16 protein-coding genes and 1 tRNA gene are annotated in these 19,528 nt (G+C 72.4%); 7 read left to right on the top strand and 10 right to left on the bottom strand.

Translation table 11 applies throughout. The features are described 5' to 3' along the window. Position 1: 1 nt before the first annotated feature. Complete coding sequence (locus BLW82_RS32155; RefSeq protein ID WP_093504358.1) at positions 2-919, top strand: ABC transporter ATP-binding protein; 918 nt, start codon at positions 2-4, stop codon at positions 917-919. Beyond that, on the top strand, positions 916-1,632 hold the full coding sequence (locus tag BLW82_RS32150) for an ABC transporter ATP-binding protein (RefSeq protein WP_093504356.1): 717 nt from the start codon (positions 916-918) through the stop codon (positions 1,630-1,632). The genes BLW82_RS32155 and BLW82_RS32150 overlap by 4 nt, the downstream gene beginning before the upstream one ends. A 113-nt stretch (positions 1,633-1,745) precedes the next feature. Here BLW82_RS32150 and BLW82_RS32145 read toward each other — a convergent pair whose 3' ends face one another. Further along, positions 1,746-2,399 carry an ANTAR domain-containing response regulator gene (locus tag BLW82_RS32145; protein ID WP_093504354.1) on the bottom strand — a complete coding sequence of 218 codons (654 nt, stop codon included), beginning with the start codon at positions 2,397-2,399 and terminating at the stop codon, positions 1,746-1,748. 100 nt (positions 2,400-2,499) lie between these two features. On the opposite strand from BLW82_RS32145, the gene BLW82_RS32140 reads away from it, so the two are divergent. Further along, a tRNA-Leu gene (locus BLW82_RS32140) sits at positions 2,500-2,574 on the top strand. Between the two features lie 76 nt (positions 2,575-2,650). On the opposite strand, the gene pyk is transcribed toward BLW82_RS32140, so the two are convergent. Continuing rightward, complete coding sequence (gene pyk / locus BLW82_RS32135) at positions 2,651-4,087, bottom strand: pyruvate kinase (RefSeq protein ID WP_093504352.1); 1,437 nt, start codon at positions 4,085-4,087, stop codon at positions 2,651-2,653. Positions 4,088-4,330: 243 nt separating this feature from the next. On the opposite strand from pyk, the gene BLW82_RS32130 reads away from it, so the two are divergent. Then, the gene (locus BLW82_RS32130) at positions 4,331-6,121 is read left to right on the top strand and encodes a bifunctional metallophosphatase/5'-nucleotidase (RefSeq protein ID WP_093504350.1); all 1,791 of its coding nucleotides are present in this window, start codon (positions 4,331-4,333) and stop codon (positions 6,119-6,121) included. Positions 6,122-6,162: 41 nt separating this feature from the next. Here the strand turns inward: BLW82_RS32130 and BLW82_RS32125 are convergent, their stop codons facing one another. Further along, complete coding sequence (locus tag BLW82_RS32125) at positions 6,163-7,578, bottom strand: lysine N(6)-hydroxylase/L-ornithine N(5)-oxygenase family protein (RefSeq protein ID WP_093504348.1); 1,416 nt, start codon at positions 7,576-7,578, stop codon at positions 6,163-6,165. After that, a complete protein-coding gene (locus BLW82_RS32120) occupies positions 7,575-8,933 on the bottom strand; it encodes a pyridoxal phosphate-dependent decarboxylase family protein (protein WP_093504346.1) in 1,359 nt (452 codons plus the stop codon). The genes BLW82_RS32125 and BLW82_RS32120 overlap by 4 nt, the downstream gene beginning before the upstream one ends. Before the next feature lie 241 nt (positions 8,934-9,174). Here BLW82_RS32120 and BLW82_RS32115 point away from each other — a divergent pair, with 241 nt between their 5' ends. Further along, the gene (locus BLW82_RS32115) at positions 9,175-9,723 is read left to right on the top strand and encodes a GNAT family N-acetyltransferase (protein WP_256216027.1); all 549 of its coding nucleotides are present in this window, start codon (positions 9,175-9,177) and stop codon (positions 9,721-9,723) included. Positions 9,724-9,750: 27 nt separating this feature from the next. Here the strand turns inward: BLW82_RS32115 and BLW82_RS32110 are convergent, their stop codons facing one another. From BLW82_RS32110 to BLW82_RS32095, 4 genes are all read right to left on the bottom strand, one after another. Continuing rightward, positions 9,751-10,581, bottom strand: coding sequence for an NAD(P)H-binding protein (locus BLW82_RS32110; protein ID WP_093504342.1), 831 nt, complete (start codon positions 10,579-10,581; stop codon positions 9,751-9,753). A gap of 113 nt (positions 10,582-10,694) precedes the next feature. Further along, positions 10,695-13,178 (bottom strand): aminopeptidase N, encoded by a 2,484-nt coding sequence (gene pepN, locus BLW82_RS32105; protein WP_093504340.1) that lies wholly within the window; start codon positions 13,176-13,178, stop codon positions 10,695-10,697. Between the two features lie 270 nt (positions 13,179-13,448). Continuing rightward, complete coding sequence (locus tag BLW82_RS32100) at positions 13,449-13,799, bottom strand: chorismate mutase (protein WP_093504338.1); 351 nt, start codon at positions 13,797-13,799, stop codon at positions 13,449-13,451. A gap of 35 nt (positions 13,800-13,834) precedes the next feature. Continuing rightward, positions 13,835-14,716: a helix-turn-helix domain-containing protein gene (locus BLW82_RS32095; RefSeq protein WP_093508393.1), complete on the bottom strand. Its 882-nt coding sequence runs from the start codon at positions 14,714-14,716 to the stop codon at positions 13,835-13,837. Positions 14,717-14,876: 160 nt separating this feature from the next. On the opposite strand from BLW82_RS32095, the gene BLW82_RS32090 reads away from it, so the two are divergent. Further along, complete coding sequence (locus BLW82_RS32090; RefSeq protein WP_093504336.1) at positions 14,877-16,628, top strand: glycoside hydrolase family 35 protein; 1,752 nt, start codon at positions 14,877-14,879, stop codon at positions 16,626-16,628. 128 nt (positions 16,629-16,756) lie between these two features. Further along, positions 16,757-17,647, top strand: a complete 891-nt coding sequence (locus BLW82_RS32085) for a hypothetical protein (RefSeq protein WP_093508392.1) — start codon at positions 16,757-16,759, stop codon at positions 17,645-17,647. Positions 17,648-17,826: 179 nt separating this feature from the next. On the opposite strand, the gene BLW82_RS32080 is transcribed toward BLW82_RS32085, so the two are convergent. Both BLW82_RS32080 and BLW82_RS32075 read right to left on the bottom strand, forming a co-directional pair. Continuing rightward, positions 17,827-18,732, bottom strand: a complete 906-nt coding sequence (locus tag BLW82_RS32080) for an SDR family oxidoreductase (protein ID WP_093504334.1) — start codon at positions 18,730-18,732, stop codon at positions 17,827-17,829. 1 nt (position 18,733) lies between these two features. Next, positions 18,734-19,492: an SDR family oxidoreductase gene (locus BLW82_RS32075; protein WP_093504332.1), complete on the bottom strand. Its 759-nt coding sequence runs from the start codon at positions 19,490-19,492 to the stop codon at positions 18,734-18,736. Positions 19,493-19,528: the final 36 nt, after the last annotated feature.

Genomic DNA, 19,528 nt, shown 5'->3' with positions numbered 1-19,528 from the left:
CATGACGACACCTGTACTCGAAGCCCGTGACGTCACGATGCGCTTCGGTGGCCTGACCGCCGTCCGGTCCGTGGACTTCACGGTGAACAGCGGCGAGATCGTCGGCCTGATCGGCCCGAACGGCGCCGGCAAGACCACCTTCTTCAACTGCCTCACCGGCCTGTACGTGCCCACCGAGGGCACGGTCTCCTACCAGGGCAAGGTGCTGCCGCCCAAGCCGCACCTGGTGACGCAGGCGGGCATCGCCCGGACGTTCCAGAACATCCGGCTCTTCGCCAACATGACCGTCCTGGAGAACGTCCTCGTCGGCCGCCACACGCGGACCAAGGAGGGCCTGTGGTCGGCGCTGCTGCGCGGCCCCGGCTTCCGCAAGGCCGAGAAGGACTCCGAGGCGAAGGCCATGGAGCTCCTGGAGTTCATCGGCCTGGCCGCCAAGCGCGACCACCTCGCGCGCAACCTGCCCTACGGCGAGCAGCGCAAGCTGGAGATCGCGCGGGCGCTGGCCAGCGAGCCGGGCCTGCTGCTGCTCGACGAGCCGACGGCCGGCATGAACCCGCAGGAGACCCGGGCCACCGAGGAACTGGTCTTCGCCATCCGGGACAAGGGCATCGCCGTCCTCGTCATCGAGCACGACATGCGCTTCATCTTCAACCTGTGCGACCGGGTCGCCGTCCTCGTGCAGGGCGAGAAGCTCGTCGAGGGCACCTCCGACGTCGTCCAGGCGGACGACCGGGTCATCGCCGCCTATCTGGGCGAGCCCTTCGAGGGCGACCCCGGGACGGCGGAGGCGGCCGAGGTCGAGACCGCGGAGGCCGCCGTCGAGGACCGGACCGCCGACGCGGCCCCGGCCGCCGACGCGGACGCCGCCGACGCGGAGAGCACCGAGGCGGACAGCACCACCAAGGGAGAGGCCCAGTGACCGCACTGCTGGAGGTCGAGGACCTCAGGGTCGCCTACGGCAAGATCGAGGCCGTCAAGGGCATCTCGTTCAGCGTCGAGGCCGGTCAGGTCGTGACCCTCATCGGCACCAACGGCGCCGGCAAGACGACGACCCTGCGGACCCTGTCGGGGCTGCTCAAGCCGGCCTCGGGCAAGATCCTGTTCGACGGCAAGCCGCTCACCGGCGTCCCGGCGCACAAGATCGTCGCGCTCGGGCTCGCCCACTCCCCCGAGGGGCGGCACATCTTCCCCCGCCTGACCATCACGGAGAACCTGCAGCTCGGTGCGTTCCTCCGGAAGGACAAGGCGGGCATCGAGAAGGACATCCAGCGGGCCTACGACCTCTTCCCGATCCTGGGCGAGCGGCGCAAGCAGGCCGCGGGCACCCTCTCGGGCGGCGAGCAGCAGATGCTGGCGATGGGGCGGGCGCTCATGTCCCAGCCGAAGCTGCTGATGCTGGACGAGCCGTCGATGGGTCTTTCGCCGATCATGATGCAGAAGATCATGGCGACGATCCTGGAGCTGAAGTCGCAGGGAACGACGATCCTGCTGGTCGAGCAGAACGCGCAGGCGGCGTTGTCGCTGGCCGACCAGGGACACGTGATGGAGGTCGGGAACATCGTGCTGTCGGGCAGCGGGCAGGATCTGCTGCACGACGAGTCGGTTCGCAAGGCCTACCTGGGCGAGGACTAGGCAGTCGGTCGGCTGCGGGTGCGGGGCCGGTCGCGCGGTTCCCCGCACCTCCGAGAAGACGCAGGCCCGCGCCCCTTTCTCCGGGGCGCGGGCCTACGTACGCACGACCGGCGTCAGCCCTTGCCGGACTTCTTCTCCTCGCTGTCCGCGATGACCGCCTCGGCGACCTGCTGCATCGACATGCGGCGGTCCATCGACGTCTTCTGGATCCAGCGGAACGCGGCCGGCTCGGTCAGGCCGTACTCGGTCTGGAGGACCGACTTCGCGCGGTCGACGAGCTTGCGGGTCTCCAGGCGCTGGGTGAGGTCGGCGACCTCCTGCTCCAGCTGGCGCAGCTCGTTGAAGCGGGAGACGGCCATCTCGATCGCCGGGACGACATCGCTCTTGCTGAACGGCTTGACCAGGTACGCCATCGCGCCGGCGTCGCGGGCGCGCTCGACGAGGTCGCGCTGCGAGAACGCGGTGAGCATCAGGACCGGGGCGATGGACTCCTCGGCGATCTTCTCGGCCGCCGAGATGCCGTCCAGCTTGGGCATCTTGACGTCGAGGATGACGAGGTCGGGGCGGTGCTCGCGGGCCAGCTCGACGGCCTGTTCGCCGTCACCGGCCTCGCCGACGACCGTGTACCCCTCCTCCTCCAGCATCTCTTTCAGGTCGAGCCGGATCAGGGCCTCGTCCTCGGCGATGACGACACGGGTCGTCAGCGGAGGCACGTGCGACTTGTCGTCGGGTGCGTCGACTGGCTGGGGCGACTCGGCGGCGGTCACGGGGGCTCCTCGTTCAGGGCATGGGTACTGCTGACAAGAGCCTACCTAGCTACGGTATGGTGGACGCGCGGAGGGTCGGGGTTCACCTTTGATTCTTCGAGCCCCGGTAGCCCAATTGGCAGCAGGCAACGGATTCAAAACCCGTACAGTGTCGGTTCGAGTCCGACCCGGGGCACTTTTACTTGGATTCCAAGGTCACGTAATTGCGTTGCGAAGGGCCCCTCCGGCCGGCCGGAGGGGCCCTTCGCACATCACTTGGGGCTGTCGTCCTCGCCGATGTGGTGCACCCGGACCATGTTGGTGGAGCCGGAGACGCCGGGCGGGGAGCCCGCCGTGATGACCACGACGTCGCCCTTCCGGCAGCGCCCGTACTTCAGCAGCAGCTCGTCGACCTGGTCGACCATCTTGTCCGTCGAGTCGACGTGCGGGCCGAGGAAGGTCTCGACGCCCCAGGTGAGGTTGAGCTGGGAGCGGGTGGCCGGTTCCGGGGTGAAGGCGAGCAGCGGGATCGGCGAGCGGTAGCGGGAGAGCCGGCGGACGGTGTCTCCCGACTGGGTGAACGCGACCAGGAACTTCGCGCCCAGGAAGTCGCCCATCTCGGCGGCGGCCCGGGCGACCGCGCCGCCCTGGGTGCGGGGCTTGTTGCTCTCGGTCAGCGGCGGCAGGCCCTTGGCGAGGATGTCCTCCTCGGCCGCCTCGACGATCTTCGCCATGGTGCGGACGGTCTCGACCGGGTACTTGCCGACACTGGTCTCGCCGGAGAGCATCACCGCGTCGGTGCCGTCGATGACCGCGTTGGCGACGTCGGAGGCCTCGGCGCGGGTCGGGCGCGAGTTCTCGATCATCGAGTCGAGCATCTGGGTGGCGACGATGACCGGCTTGGCGTTGCGCTTGGCCAGCTTGACGGCGCGCTTCTGGACGATCGGCACCTGCTCCAGTGGCATCTCCACGCCCAGGTCGCCGCGGGCGACCATGATGCCGTCGAAGGCGGCCACGATGGAGTCGATGTTCTCGACGGCCTGCGGCTTCTCGACCTTGGCGATCACGGGAAGGCGGCGGCCCTCCTCGTCCATGATGCGGTGGACGTCCTCGATGTCCCGGCCGCTGCGGACGAAGGACAGGGCGATCACGTCGAAGCCGGTGCGCAGCGCCCACCGCAGGTCGGCCTCGTCCTTCTCGGACAGGGCGGGCACGGAGACGGCAACGCCCGGGAGGTTGAGGCCCTTGTGGTCGGAGACCATGCCGCCCTCGACCACCGTGGTGTGCACGCGGGGGCCGTCGACGCGGGTGACCTCCAGGCAGACCTTGCCGTCGTCGACGAGGACGCGCTCGCCGGGGGTGACGTCACCGGCCAGACCCGTGTACGTCGTCCCGCACTGGTGCCGGTCGCCCTCGGCGCCCTCCTCCACCGTGATGACGAAGGTGTCACCGCGTTCGAGGAGTACCGGGCCTTCGGTGAAGCGGCCGAGCCGGATCTTCGGGCCTTGAAGGTCGGCGAGCATCCCGACGCTGCGCCCGGTCTCGTCGGAGGCCTTGCGGACACGCTGGTAGCGCTCCTCGTGCTCGGCGTAGCCGCCGTGGCTGAGGTTGAATCGGGCGACGTCCATGCCGGCCTCGACCAGGGCCTTGATCTGGTCGTACGAGTCGGTGGCGGGCCCCAGAGTACAAACGATCTTTGCTCGGCGCATGCTTCGAGCCTAGGCCTTACCGGCGGGTAGAGAATTGGTCGTACATGACGACCCAACAACCTTTGCGTGAAGGCCTATTGACAAGTGTTGAATGTGCGGCGTCCCGCTCCTATGAGCATCTCGCACTTGTTGAATACGGCGCACTCGGGTCACCGGATCGAAACCTCCCAGGCCTGTTGCCGACGGTCATGCGCAGGACAGAATCTACGCGCGTCGTTGACCGAATCGCGAGGAGATCAAAAGATGCCCTTGAACCGTCGGAAGTTCCTGGAGAAGTCCGCCGCGACCGGAGCGGGCCTGGCGGTCGCCGGCGCGGCGGCGGCCCCGGCCCAGGCGTCGGTACGGCCGGCCCGGCGGCGGTACTCGCTCACCGTCATGGGCACCACCGACCTGCACGGACACGTCTTCAACTGGGACTACTTCAAGGACGCGGAGTACTCCGACACGGCCGGCAACGCGATGGGCCTGGCGCGCATCTCGACACTGGTCGAGCAGGTGCGCAAGGCGAAGGGGCGCCGCAACACCCTGCTCCTGGACGCCGGTGACACCATCCAGGGCACCCCGCTGACGTACTACTACGCCAAGGTCGAGCCGATCACCGCCAAGGGCGGCCCGGTGCATCCGATGGCGCAGGCCATGAACGCGATCGGGTACGACGCGGCGGCGCTCGGCAACCACGAGTTCAACTACGGCATCGAGACGCTCCGCAGGTTCGAGGAGCAGCTGGACTTCCCGCTGCTCGGCGCCAACGCGGTCGACGCGAAGACCCTGCGGCCCGCCTTCCCGCCGTACCTCATCAAGAAGTTCCACGTCCCCGGCGCCCCGCCGGTCAAGGTCGCCGTCCTCGGTCTGACCAACCCGGGCATCGCGATCTGGGACAAGGCCTACGTCCAGGGCAGGCTCGCCTTCCCCGGCCTGGAGGAGCAGGCCGCGACATGGGTGCCGAAACTGAAGGCGATGGGCGCGGACGTCGTCGTGGTCTCGGCGCACTCCGGTTCCTCGGGCACCTCCTCCTACGGCGACCAGGTGCCGTACGTGGAGAACGCGGCGGCGAACGTGGCCCGGCAGGTGCCGGGCATCGACGCGATCCTGGTCGGCCACGCGCACGTGGAGATCCCCGAGCTGAGGGTCGTCAACGAGGCCACGGGCAGGACCGTCGTCCTCTCCGAACCGCTGTGCTACGCCGAGCGCCTCTCCCTCTTCGACATCGAGCTGGTGTTCACCGGGGGCGGGTGGGAGGTGGAGTCGGTCGCGGCCTCGCTGCTGAACTCCGGCGCGGTCGCCGACGACCCGAGGATCACCCGGCTCCTGACGGACGAGCACGCCAAGGTCGTGGCGTACGTCAACCAGGTCGTCGGCACCGCGACGGAGACCCTCACCACCGTCGAGGCCCGGTACCGGGACGCCCCGATCATCGACCTGATCACCAAGGTCCAGGAGGACGTGGTCAAGGCGGCCCTGACAGGCACGGAGTATGCGTCGCTGCCGGTGCTCGCGCAGGCCTCGCCGTTCTCGCGGACCTCCGAGATCCCGGCCGGCGACGTGACCGTCCGGGACCTGTCGAGCCTCTACGTCTACGACAACACACTGGTCGCCAAGGTGATGACGGGCGCACAGCTCCGGGCGTACCTGGAGTACTCGGCGGAGTACTTCGTGCGGACGGCGGCGGACGCGACGGTCGACGTGGAGAAGCTGACGAACGCGAACGGCCGTCCTGACTACAACTACGACTACGTCTCGGGTCTGCGGTACGAGATCGACATCGCGCAGCCGGCCGGGTCCCGGATCAGGAACCTGACCCACGAGGGCGCCGCCCTCGACGACACCCGGCAGTTCGTGCTCGCCGTGAACAACTACCGCGCCAACGGCGGCGGCGCGTTCCCGTACGTCGCCTCGGCCAAGGAGGTGTGGTCGGAGTCGACGGAGATCCGCACCCGGATCGCCGAGTGGGTGACCGCCAAGGGCGTCCTGGACCCGAAGGACTTCGCGTCGGCGGACTGGAGGCTGACCCGCGACGGCACGCCGGTGTTCTGAGGGAGCAGGGCGGGCGCCGGCCCGGGACCGGCGCCCCGCGCTCAGTCGACCAGCGGGGTGAGCTGCCTCGGCTGCTGCTGTGCCGGGACCCGCTCCTCCGGCCGCTCCAGGCCGAAGCTGGTGAAGGCCGTGCGCGCGGGCAGCGCGTAGGGGTCCTTGCCGGTCAGGGTGTTGAGGATGGTGGCGCTGCGCCAGGCGGCCAGGCCCAGGTCCGGGGCGCCGACGCCGTGGGTGTGGAGTTCGGCGTTCTGGATGTACGCCGTGCCGGTCACCGACGGGTCGAGGACGAGCCGGAACCGCTCGTCCACGCGCGGGCGTTCGCCGTTGTCCCGGCGCAGGTAGGGGTCGAGTCCGGCGAGCAGGCGGCCGAGGGGGCGTTCGCGGTAGCCGGTGGCCAGGACGACGGCGTCGGTGGTGAGCCGGGAGCGGCTGCCCTGCTGGACGTGTTCGAGGTGGAGCTCGACCTTGGTGGTGGCGACGCGTCCGGCGGTGCGGACCTGGACACCGGGGGTCAGCACGGCCTCGGGCCAACCGCCGTGCAGCGTACGGCGGTACAGCTCGTCGTGGATGGCGGCGATGGTGTCGGAGTCGATGCCCTTGTGCAGCTGCCACTGGGCGGCGGCGACCCGGTCCCGGACGGATTCCGTGAGGGCGTGGAAGTAGCGGGTGTAGTCGGGGGTGAAGTGCTCCAGGCCGAGCTTGGAGTACTCCATCGGCGCGAACGCCTCGCTGCGCCCGATCCAGTGCAGCTTCTCGCGGCCGGCGGGCCGGTTGCGCAACAGGTCGAGGAAGACCTCGGCGCCGGACTGTCCGGAGCCCACGACGGTGACGTGCTCGGCGGCGAGGAAGGCCTCGCGGTGGTCGAGGTAGTCGGCCGCGTGGATGACCGGGACACCCGGGGACTCCACGAGGGGCCTGAGCGGATCGGGCACGTACGGGACGGTCCCGACCCCGAGCACCACGTTCCTCGTGTACGTGCGGCCGAGCGACTCGGCCTCGCCCTCGGCGTCGAGCCGGGTGAAGTCGACCTCGAACAGGTCGCGTTCGGAGTTCCAGCGGACGGAGTCGACCTGGTGGGAGAAGCAGAGTCCGGGCAGGCTCTCGGCGACCCAGCGGCAGTAGGCGTCGTACTCGGCGCGTTGGATGTGGAAGCGCTCGGCGAAGTAGAAGGGGAAGAGCCGGTCGCGGGCCTTGAGGTAGTTGAGGAACGACCAGGGGTTCGCGGGGTCGGCGAGGGTCACCAGGTCGGCGAGGAAGGGGACCTGGATGGTGGCTCCGTCGATCAGCAGCCCGGCGTGCCAGTCGAAGCCCGGACGCTGCTCGTAGAAGACGGCGTCGAGTTCGGCGAGCGGGTGGGCGAGCGCGGCGAGGGAGAGGTTGAACGGCCCGATGCCGACGCCGACCAGGTCGCGGGGTGCTTCGGGCTCGTGGCGTGGGGGGTTGGGCGTCGAGCTCATTGGGGCGTGGTTCCTTCCACGAGTTTCAGGAGGAGGGCCAGTTCGTCCGGCCGGGTGTGGGGGTTGAGGAGGGTGGCCTTGAGCCAGAGCCGGCCGTCGAGCCGGGCCCGGCCGAGTACCGCCCGGCCCTCGTGCAGCAGCCTGCGCCGTACGTCGGCGACGTCGTCGTCGGTGGCTCCGGTGGGGCGGAACAGCACCGTGCTGATGTTCGGCCGGTCGTACAGTTCGAAGGCGGGGTGCTCGCGGACCAGGGCGGCGAACTCCCGCGCGCGGGCGCACACCTGGTCGACCAGCGCGCCGAGTCCGGTGCGGCCCAGGGTCTTGAGGGTGACCGCGATCTTGAGGACGTCGGGCCGCCGGCTGGTGCGCAGGGAGCGGCCGAGCAGGTCGGGGTAGCCGGCCTCGGTGTCGTCGTCGGCGTTGAGGTAGTCGGCGTGGTGGTGGAGGACGCCGAGCTCACCCGGCCGGGCGACGGCCAGCAGGCCGGCGGCGACCGGCTGCCAGCCGAGTTTGTGCAGGTCGAGGGTGACGCTGTGGGCGCGCTCCAGGCCGGCGAGCTTGTCCCGGTGCCGGTCGCTGAAGGCGAGGCCGCCCCCGTAGGCGGCGTCGACGTGCAGCCGGGCGCCGTGGGCGGCGCAGAGCCCGGCGATCTCCGGGAGCGGGTCGATGAGCCCGGCGTCGGTGGTGCCCGCGGTGGCGGTGACCAGCAGCGGCCGGGGCAGGTGGGTGAGGGCGGCGTGCAGGGCGGCCGGGTCGAGGGTGCCGTTCGGCGCGGGGACCACGACGGGTTCGGGCAGGCCGAGCAGCCAGGCGGCGCGGGGCAGCGAGTGGTGGGCGTTGGCCCCGTGGACCAGCCGCAGGCCGCTCCCGAGGGCTTCCCGGGCCAGCAGCAGCGCCAGCTGGTTGGACTCGGTGCCGCCGGTGGTGACCACCGCGTCGGAGAGGCCGATGGTGTGCGCGAGGGTGCGGGTGACGAGGGCTTCCAGGGCGGCGGCGGCCGGGGCCTGGTCCCAGGAGTCCAGGGACGGGTTGAGGGCGCTCGCGGCAAGGTCGGCGGCGGTGGCGACGGCCAGCGGCGGGCAGTGCAGATGCGCCGCGCACAGCGGGTCGGCGGGGTCGGCGGCGCCTTCGGCGAGGGCGGTCACCAGGGTGCGCAGGGCGTCAGGGTCGCCGTCGTCCGGGAGGACGTCCCCGACGGCGTCCGCGACCCGCTCGGCCACCGCCTCGGGTCCGCCCGCGGGCAGCGGCCCGCCGCGCGCCCGGCCGCCCGCGCGCAGCGCGTCGAGCACGGTGTCCAGCAGAGGCCGCAGGGCGTCGGGGCCCTGGGGTCCGGATGCGAGGGGCGGCGTGCTCATGGGATCTCCTCGGGGCGCGGCCGAAAGGGGGGGTCCAAAGGGGTTGTCCCCGGGGGGAGTTCCAGCTTGTACGGGATTGGGTCTGCGCGCCCCCAAAGCTCAACGATCGAAACCCGAAAGTGGGTACTGCCGTGCGGGGAAAACCTGTCGGGGCGGTCCGGGGGCGGTGCGCCCGGGGCGCGTCGGAGCAGGCGGTGAAAGGGCGTTGAGACCGCGGCTGACCGGCGCTAACGTCGGTCGCGTGGTTGACGCGTGGAGGATCGACGTGCCCGGCGAGCGCGTGCTGGTGCGGGAACCGCGGCCCGCGGACGAGGCACCGCTGCTGGAACTCTTCGAGGCCTGCGAGGACTGGTTCGTGGCGGCGACCGGACTGCCGTCGGGGCCGGGGGACGTGCAGAGCCTGTTCTACGGGCTGCCCGAGGGCGCCGACCCCGCCTGCAAGGTGCTGCTGGTGCTGGAGCGGGACGGGGTCGTCTCGGGCCTGGTGGACGCGGTACGGGACCATCCGGCGCCCGGCGCGGTCGCGGTGGGGCTGTTCCTGCTGGCGCCCTGGGCGCGGGGCCGGGGGCTGGGACGGGCACTGGCCGAGTCGCTGCTCGCGCATGCCGACGGGGTGTCCCTGGTGACGGCGTCGGTGCCGCCGGGCTGGCGCCCCGGGGAGTGCTTCCTGGAGCGCCTGGGTTTCACGCTGGGTGCGGAGACGTCCCGGACGGCCGAGGTGGGGAACCGGCGGGCGGGGCCGCGGGAGGGCGGGGTGCGCCGGGCGGAGCTGCGGCTGTCCGCGGGCTGACGGGGCCGGCCGGGGGAAGCGAGGACGTCACGGGCGGAAGTCGGCCGCGTGGTCGGCGGCCCACTGCCCGAAGGTCCGTGCCGGGCTGCCGGTGATCTCCTCGACCGTGCCGGTGATCTCCGGTGGCACGCCCACGGTGGCCCCGAAGGTCTTCAGCAGGCCCTGGAGCATCGCCGGCGGGGTCCCCGGGAACAGCGGGGCGGCCTCCTCCGGCGGCACCTCGACGAAGGACAGCTCGCGGCCCACCGCCCGCCCGATCGCGGCGATCTGGTCGGCGTTGGTGGTGGCGGCGGGGCCGGTGAGACGGTGGGCGGCGCCCTCGTGGCCGTCGTCGAGGAGGGCGCGTTCGGCGACCGCGGCGATGTCGTCCTCGTGGATGGGCGCGGTGAGCATGCCGGCGAAGACGCCGTGCACGGTGTTCCCGGCGCGGATCTGGGGCGCCCACCGCAGGGCGTTGGTGGCGAACGCGTTGGGGCGCAGGAACGTCCAGGGGAGCCCGCTGTCGCGGATCCGGCGTTCGGCGGTGGCGTGCATGACGTGGATGGGGTGGGTCTCGTCGGCGCCCTCCTTGATGATCCCGGAGGAGAGCAGGACGACCTGGCGCACCCCGGCCGCGCGGGCCGCGTCCAGGAGTTCGGGCAGCCGCCCGCCGGCCCCCTGGACGTACAGGAAGAGTTTGGTCGCCCCCGCGAGCAGCGGGGCCGGGTCGTCCGGACGGAATCGCACCACCTCGGCCTTGTCGGGCAGGCCGGCCGTCTCCGGGGCCCGGGTGAGCGCCCGCACGGGCTGTCCGCCGGCGACGAGACGTGCGACGAGGGCGCGGCCGACGTTGCCGGTGGCACCGGTGACTACGATCACGGGTTTCTCCCTGGGGCTCTGGTGCTTCTCCGGCACCGAGCCTAGGAGCGGCGGCCGGTCCGCGCATCGTGATGTCGGACCGGCCGTGCCCGGGTCGTCGCGGGTGCGCCGCCCTATGCCTCGCGGACCCGCAACGCCCTTTCCAGGTCGTCCAGTTCGTCGACCAGGCGACGGCGCAGGGCCGTCACCGGCTCGCCGTCGGCCAGGCAGGCCCGGCCGAGGGCGAGGTTCTCGGCGTCGACGGCGTGCGCGGGGAAGGCCTGCCGGCCGGTGACGGTGGCGATGCGGGGGCCGCGCCGGGCGGCGACGGCGACCGCGTCCCGGTAGTAGCGCGGCACGTACTCGCGGACCAGGTCGGCCTGCTCGGGGTGCCAGAAGCCCTCGGCGGTGGCCGTGAACAGGTAGTTGGACAGCTCGTCGCCGGTGAACATCGCCTCCCACGCGATGCGCTTGGCCTCCGGGTCGGGCAGCGCGGCCCGGCAGCGCGCGGCGCCCTCCTGGCCGCTGGCGCTGGGGTCGCGGGCCAGTTCGGCGGCGATCCGCGCCTCGTCGACGGCGCCGAGGACGGCGAGCCGGGTCATGATGCGCCAGCGCAGCTCGGGGTCGAGTTCGGGCCCGCCGGGCACGGTGCCCTCGGCGAGCCAGGCGGCGATGGTGTCGGGGTGGGCGGCGGCGGCGATGAAGTGCCGTACGGCGATCAGGCGCAGCCCGGGGTTGTCGCCGTCCTCGGTGCGCCGGATGAGGTCGCGGCACAGGGCGGACACGGTGGCGAGGGCCGCCGGGCGGTCCTCGGGCCTGAGGTACCGGTCGACCACGTGGACCGCGGTGAAGGCCAGCACGCCCTGGACGAGGGCGAGGTCGGTCTCGCGCGGGAGGTGGACGCGGGCGGTCTCCAGGTAGGCGGTGGGCGACAGCTCGCCGTCGCGGACCGCGTCCCGCAGGGCGTTCCAGACCACCGCGCGGGTCAGCGGGTCGGGCAGGCCCGACAGGTGGGCGAGGGCGGTGTCCGCGGAATCGGCGTCGAAGCGGACCTTGGCGTAGGTGAGGTCGCCGTCGTTGAGCACGAGCAGGGCAGGGCGCTTGCCGAGGACCTGGGGCGCGGTCTGCGGGATGTCGAGGTCGATGCGCTCGCGCAGGGTGAGCCGGCCGTCGTCGGTGAGGTCCTGGTCGTAGACGCCGACGCAGACGCGGTGCGGGCGGCTGCCGGCGCGCTCGACGGTGAGGGTGCGGGTGCCGTCGGCCGCGGCGGCCAGGACCGGGGTGAGGGTGTCGACGCCGGTGGTGCGCAGCCAGGTGTCGGCCCAGGCGTGCACGTCGCGTTCGGAGGCGGCGGCGAGGGAGTCGACGAAGTCGGCGAGGGTGGCGTTGCCGAACCGGTGCCGCTGGAAGTGGATGTTGATGCCGGCCAGGAAGTCCTTCTCGCCCATCCAGGCGACCAGCTGGCGCAGCGCGGAGGCGCCCTTGGCGTAGGAGATGCCGTCGAAGTTGAGCAGGGCGGCGGCGGTGTCGTCGACGGCCTCGGGGGCGACCGGGTGGGTGGAGGGGCGCTGGTCGGCGTCGTAGCCCCAGGCCTTGCGGGCCACGCCGAAGTCCACCCAGGTGTCCGTGTAGCGGGTGGCCTCGGTGAGGGTCTGGTAGCCCATGTACTCGGCGAAGGACTCGTTCAGCCAGATGTCGTCCCACCACCTGAGGGTGACGAGGTCGCCGAACCACATGTGGGCCATCTCGTGGGCGATGACCATGGCGCGGGTCTGCCGCTCGGTGTCGGTGACGGCGGAGCGGTAGACGAACTCGTCGCGGAAGGTGACCAGGCCCGGGTTCTCCATCGCGCCGGCGTTGAACTCGGGGACGAACGCCTGGTCGTAGGAGTCGAAGGGGTAGGGCTCCTCGAACTTCTCGTGGTAGCGGTCGTAGCACGCGCGCGTGATGTCGAGGATCTCCTCGGCGTCGGCGTCCAGGTGCGGGGCCAGGGAGCGGCGGCAGTGGATGCCGAAGGGCAGTCCGCGGTGCTCGGTGCGCACAGAGTGCCAGGGGCCGGCGGCGACGGCGACCAGGTAGGTGGAGATCAGCGGGGTGGCGGCGGCCCGCCAGCGGCCCTCGCCGAGGTGCTCGGTGACGCCGTTGGCGAGCACCGTCCAGCCCTCGGGGGCGGTCACCGACAGCTCGAAGACGGCCTTCAGGTCGGGCTGGTCGAAGGCGGCGAAGACGCGCTGCACGTCGTCCATGAACAGCTGGGTGTAGACGTACGTCGCGTCGTCCGCGGGGTCCGTGAAGCGGTGCATGCCCTCGCCGGTGTGCGAGTAGCGCATCGTGGCCTCGACGCGCAGCTCGTGCTCCCCGGCGGTGAGGTCCTTCAGGGGCAGCCGGTCCTGGTCGAGCGTCCCGGGGTCGAGGGGCTGTCCGTCGAGGGTAACGGCGCGCAGGGCGGCGGGCTTCATCTCGACGAAGGTGTCGCCGTCGGACCGGGCCGTGAACCGGATCACGGTGCGGGAGTCGAAGGTCTCGTCCCCGGTGGTCAGGTCGAGGTCGATCGTGTAGCGGTGGACGTCGAGGAGCTCGGCGCGGCTCTGCGCTTCGTCGCGAGTCAGTACGGACATGCGGGCCATGCTGCCTGATGACACCGACAACGCACAGGGGCGGGGTCGGTACGCGGCATATGTCCGGCCCCGGGGGCGCGGAGTGGCACGAAACGGCGCTGGTGTGCGCACCCCTGCGCCCGGAGCACCTGTTCGAGCGCCTCGTCACCGCACGGGGGTCGCCCTGCGGTGCTCGTCACCGCACGGAGGTCGCCCTGCCGTGCTCGTCACCGCACGGGGGTCGCCCTGCCGTGCCGGACGCTCGTCGAGGCGTGCGCCGGGTTCCCCGGATCAGTGCCCGTCGGTCTCCCCGCCGTTCACGGTGTCCTCGGCGATGGACTCGTGGTGCCTGATCACCTCGGCGATGATGAAGTTCAGGAACTTCTCGGCGAAGGCGGGGTCGAGCTTGGCGTTCTCGGCGAGGGCGCGCAGCCGGGCGATCTGGCGGCCCTCGCGGGCCGGGTCGGCCGGGGGCAGCCGGTGCACCGCCTTGAGGTGGCCGACCTGCTGGGTGGCCTTGAAGCGCTCGGCGAGCATGTGGACGACGGCCGCGTCGATGTTGTCGATGCTGTCGCGCAGCCGGCCGAGTTCCTCGCGGACGGCGGGGTCGACGTCACCGGTACCGGTGTTGCTGGTGGTCATGGGCGTCAACCCTAAAGGGGGCGGCGGGGTGATCCCTAGGGGCCGTCGGCGGGTTCGGCCACCGGCGGACCTGGTTCGCCGTCCTCCTGGAGGTCCTCGTTCCAGTCGTCGGGCACGGCCCGGCTCTGCTGGGCGCGGAAGCGCACCGGTGCGGTGCCGACCCGGCGGGTGAACAGGCGGGAGAAGTAGGCCGGGTCGTCGTAGCCGACGCGGCGGGCGACGGCCGCGACGGAGAGTTCGGTGGTGGCGAGGAGTTCCTGGGCGCGGCCCAGGCGGATGCCGATCAGGTAGTCCTTGGGGCTGCACCCCGCGACCCGGCGGACGACGGTGCGCAGTTCGGCCGGGGTCATGCCGTGCCGGGCCGCGTGGTCGGCGACGGTCATCCCGGTACAGGCGTCCCGGGCGAGCGCGTGCAGCATCGGGTCGCCGCCGGGGGCGAGGTCGGCACGCGCGCGCCGCAGGGCGACCAGGAGCTCGTGCACGGCGGCGCCGGTCTCCACCTCCAGGAGGGGGTTGCCGCGGCGGGCGGCACGGGCGATCCGGGCGATGACGTCCCGGGGTCCGGTGGCGTCCGCGAGCGGGACCACGGGCCGCTCGGGCTCGATGTAGCCGAGTTCCGTGTAGGTCGCGGTGTCGGGTCCGGCGAAGGTCACGAACGCCTCGTCCCAGCCACTGTCCGGATCGGGGCCGTAGTGGTGCGGGACGCCGGGCGTGAGCCACACCAGCGCGGGCGCGGTGACGGCGGTGCGGCGCCCGTCGGGCATCCGGTACCAGCCCCGGCCCGAGCTGATCACCACGGCCACGTGCCCGTCCAGCACGCGCGGGCCGACGGCGGGCACGGCGCCGTACTGGAGGCCGACACCGAGGCAGACCAGGCCGAGGCGGTGGTGGACGGCGCCGGGCGTGAAGAACCGCATCCAGGTGCGGAAGACCGGCGCTCCCTGCGGCACTGCGCGCCCCTTCCGTGCGTCTCCCCGTGCGTCTCTTCCGTGCGGATTTTCCGCGCGTTTCTTCCGTCCAAGTGCTGCTGATCTTTGTCCATGGTCCCGGCGCGCGCCAGCAGGCCAAGGTGAGCGTATGAGCGACTTCACGGTGGGCGAAACGGATTTCCTGCTGGACGGGCGGCCGGTACGGCTGCTGTCCGGCGCGCTGCACTACTTCCGGGTGCACGAGGACCAGTGGGGCCACCGGCTGGCGCTGCTGCGGGCCATGGGGCTGAACTGCGTGGAGACGTACGTCCCCTGGAACCTGCACGAGCCGCACCCCGGCGACTTCCGTGACGTGGAGGCCCTCGGCCGCTTCCTGGACGCGGCGCGGGCGGCGGGTCTGTGGGCGATCGTGCGGCCGGGTCCCTACATCTGCGCGGAGTGGGAGAACGGCGGGCTGCCGCACTGGGTGACGGGCGGGCTGGGCGCGTCGGCACGCACGCGTGACGAGCGTTTCCTGCGGCACACGGACCGCTGGTTCCGCCGTCTGCTGCCCGAGGTCGTGTCCCGGCAGCTGGACCGCGGCGGCCCGGTGATCATGGTTCAGGTCGAGAACGAGTACGGCAGCTACGGCTCCGACACCGCCTACCTGGCCCACCTCACCGGCCTGCTGCGGGCCGAGGGTGTCACGGTGCCGCTGGTCACCTCGGACGGCCCCGAAGATCACATGCTCACCGGCGGCTCGGTCCCCGGACTGCTCGCGACGGTGAACTTCGGCTCGCACGCGCGCGAGGCCTTCGCGACCCTGCGCCGCCACCAGCCGCAGGGCCCGCTGATGTGCATGGAGTTCTGGTGCGGCTGGTTCGACCACTGGGGCGGCGAGCACGTCGTGCGGGACGCCGAGGACGCGGCGGCGGCGCTGCGGGAGATCCTGGAGTGCGGGGCGTCGGTCAACGTCTACATGGCGCACGGCGGCACCAACTTCGCCGGCTGGGCGGGCGCCAACCGGCCCGGCGGCGAACTGCACGAGGGCCCGCTGGAGGCGGACGTGACGTCGTACGACTACGACGCCCCGATCGACGAGTACGGCCGACCCACGGAGAAGTTCTGGCGCTTCCGCGAGGTCCTCGCCGCGTACCACGACGACCCGTTGCCCGACCTGCCCCCGGCCCCGGCCGTGCTGGTCTCCCCGGCGGACGCGGAGGTGACCGGCTGGGCCCCCCTCACCGCCGTCCTGGAGACCCTCGGCACCCCCGAACGCGTCCACCCCGTCCCGCCCACCTTCGAGGAGCTGGACATCGCCCGGGGTCTGGTCCGCTACGAGGTGGACGTGCCGGGCCCGCGGCAGCCGTACCCGCTCACCGCGCGGGGCCTGCGCGACCTCGCGGTCGTGTACGTCGACGGCGAGCGGGCCGGAGTCCTCACCGAGGAGGAACCCCAGCTCAAGAAGCCGGTCGCCGGCCCCGCGCGCGTGGAGCTCTGGGTGGAGTCCCTGGGCCGCGTCAACTACGGCCCCCGTTCCGGCGAGCCGAAGGGCATCACCGGGGGTCTCCTGCACGAGCGCCAGTTCCTGCACGGGGTACGCGCGCGTGGACTCGACCTGGACGCGTTCGAGGCGGGCGTGGACGAGGTGTCCTTCGGCCCGCTCCAGCGGGAGGGCGCGCCGGGTCTGTACCGGGGCACGGTGACGGTGCACGGGGCCGGTGACGCCCGCCTGGAACTGCCCGGCTGGACCCGGGGCTTCGTCTGGATCAACGGCTTCGGCCTCGGCCGGTACTGGTCGGCGGGCCCACAGGAGTCGCTGTACGTCCCCGGCCCGATCCTGCGGGAGGGCGAGAACGAGATCTGGATTCTGGAACTCCAGGGGACTGACCAGGAGACGGCACGCATCGCGCCCCTTTAGGGGCGCGGGAAACTGCGCGATCGGCCCCCACCCGCCTGGACATCGGACAACCTTCCGCCCCCCGATCCTCCCCATCCCCCGCATACTGTGAAAGGACAGCTCCGGCGGCGTCCATGGGGGTGGGAGACGTGGCGAACGGCGGCCCGGTAGAGCACGGCTACCCGCACCTGGACACCGTGCGGGCCGCCATCACGGCGCTGTACCGACGGCTCTCGTACGACACCGTCCAGACCTTCGCCACCAGCGTCCTCCCCGCCGACGTCGCGTTCTGCGACACCGACGACCTCCACCTCGGCGCGCAGCGCGTCGCCCGCGAGATCGTCCGGCACTTCCGCCTGCCTGACGCCCGCATGATCGTCGGCTTCAAGGACATGACCCACGCGGCGAACGTCGAACTCACGGCGGGCCCGGAGTACTTCGTCGAGCTGAACGACCGTTTCCGCACCCACCGCAGGGACATCGGCGCGGCCCTCGCCCACGAGGTGATGCACGTCTACCTGCACCGCCTGGACCTGTCCTTCCCGGGTGTCCGGGAGAACGAGATCCTCACCGACACGGCGACCACCTACCTGGGGGCCGGCTGGCTGCTCCTGGACGCCTACCGGGAGCACGGCGAGGCGTCGCAGAAGCTCGGCTACCTCACCCCGGAGGAGTTCGGCTACGTGCTGGCCAAGCGTTCCCTCGTCTTCCACGAGGACCCGTCGGTGTGGTTCACCAGCCCGCAGGCCTACACGGCGTACCAGAAGGGCATGGCGAGGGCCCGCCAGGACGCGGAACAGCCACCGCTCAGCGCGGCCGGGTGGGCGGGCCGCCGCCGCTACGCCCGGGACCGCCGCCACGCACCCGGCGCGCCGCCCTCGCAGCACGGCGCCTCCTACGCCTTCACCCCCGACAGTGGCGGCCGGCTGCGGGTCTCGTTCCCGTGCCCGACCTGCCACCAGCGGATCCGGGTGCCGGTCCGGGGCCGCGTCCGGGCCCGGTGCTCCCTGTGCCGGACGGTGCTGGAGTGCGACACGTAGGCCACCCAGGCGGGTCCGGCAGCGCTCCGTACAGGTCGCGGGGAACTGCGCGACCGGCCACGACGGCGCCGCAGTCGGCAATCGTCGCCCGGTGCCCGGTGCCCGGTGCTCGGCTGCCGGCTGCCGGCACTCGGCAATCGGCGCAACCCCGGCGGACCGATCAGGCCCCGCCCCCGGTCTCACGCCCCGTACACCGCCCCCGGCGGTTCCGCCTCGGCCAGCAGTTTCAGCGCCGTCTCCCCCGCCTCCGCCGGGGTCCACCGGGCCCCCTTGTCGGCGGTCGGACCGGGCCGCCAGCCCTCCATGACGGTGATCCGGCCGCCCTCCGCCTCGAACACCCGCCCGGTGACGCCGGCGCTCGCGGCGGAGCCCAGCCAGACCACGAGCGGGGCGACGTTCCCGGGGGCCATGGCGTCGAAGCCGGCGTCGGGGGCGGCCATGGCCGCGGCGAACGCGCGCTCGGTCATCCGGGTGCGGGCGGCCGGGGCGACGGCGTTGACCTGGACGCCGTAACGGGCCAGTTCGGCCGCCGCTACCAGGGTGAGACCGACGATCCCGGCCTTGGCGGCACTGTAGTTGCCCTGCCCGACCGAGCCCAGCAGGCCCGCGCCGCTGCTGGTGTTGACGATGCGGGCCACCGGGGTGCGGCCCGCCTTGGCCTCGGCCCGCCAGTGCGCGGCCGCGTGCCGCAGCGGCAGGAAATGGCCCTTGAGGTGCACCCGCATGACCGCGTCCCAGTCGTCCTCGCCGAGGTTGACGAGCATGCGGTCGCGCAGGAAGCCCGCGTTGTTGACGAGGGTGTCGAGGCGGCCGTACGCGTCCAGGGCCGCCTCGACCAGCGACTTCGCACCGGCGTCCGTCGCGATGTCCCCGCCGTGGGCCACCGCCTCGCCGCCCGTCGCACGGATCTCCTCCACGACGGCGGCGGCCGGACTGTCCGCCCCCGGCCCGCCGTCGAGGCCGACGCCGAGGTCGTTGACGACGACCCGGGCACCCTCGGCGGCGAAGGCGAGCGCGTGGGCCCGGCCGAGCCCGCGCCCGGCGCCGGTCACGACGACTACCCGGCCCGCGCAGATTCCGCTCATCTCAGTCCTCCTGGTCGAACGGCTTGTTGGCAGTTGCGGCGTCGAGGAAGGCGGGCCGCTCGCCGCCCCCGTGCACGAGCAGGCTCGCCCCGCTGATGTAGGCGGCCGCGCCGGAGGCGAGGAAGACGGCGGCGGCGCCGACGTCGGTGGGGGCGGCGAGGCGGCCGAGCGGCACGGTGCGGGAGACGGCGGCGAGGCCGTCCGGGCCGCCGTAGTGGAGGCCGGCCAGTTCGGTGCGGACCATGCCGACCACGAGGGTGTTGACCCGGACCTCCGGCGCCCATTCCACCGCCATGGACCGGGCCAGGCTCTCCAGCCCCGCCTTGGCCGCGCCGTAGGCGGCGGAGCCCGGCGAGGGGCGGCCGCCGCTGACGCTGCCGATCATCACCACCGCTCCGCGGGCCCGCCGGAGGTGCTCGTACGCGGCGAGGGAGGCGGTGAGCGGGGTGAGGAGGTTCAGCTCGATCACCCGGGCGTGCCGCTCGGCGTCCGCGTCGGCGAGCCGCCGGTAGGGGGTGCCGCCCGCGTTGTTGACGAGCACGTCGAGCCGGGGCAAGGCGTCGAAGAAGGCGCGCACGGCGGGCGGGTCGCGCAGGTCGAGAGGAGTGAACTCGACGCCGTCCAGGGGCTGTTCGGGTGGCCGACGGGCGCAGGCCAGGACGCGGGCGCCGGTCTCGGCGAAGGCCCGGGCGATGCCGGCGCCGACCCCCCTGGTACCGCCGGTGACGACGACCGTCCTGCCGCTCGGCGAGTTATCCACAGGGCCTCCCGCTCGTCCGCACCGGCTGCTAGCTTC

The sequence above is a fragment of the Streptomyces sp. Ag109_O5-10 genome (assembly GCF_900105755.1).
In the GTDB taxonomy this organism is placed as follows: Bacteria; Actinomycetota; Actinomycetes; order Streptomycetales; family Streptomycetaceae; genus Streptomyces.
The sequence above is the reverse complement of the archived record's forward strand: the minus strand, read 5'-3'. Positions and strand labels throughout refer to the sequence as shown.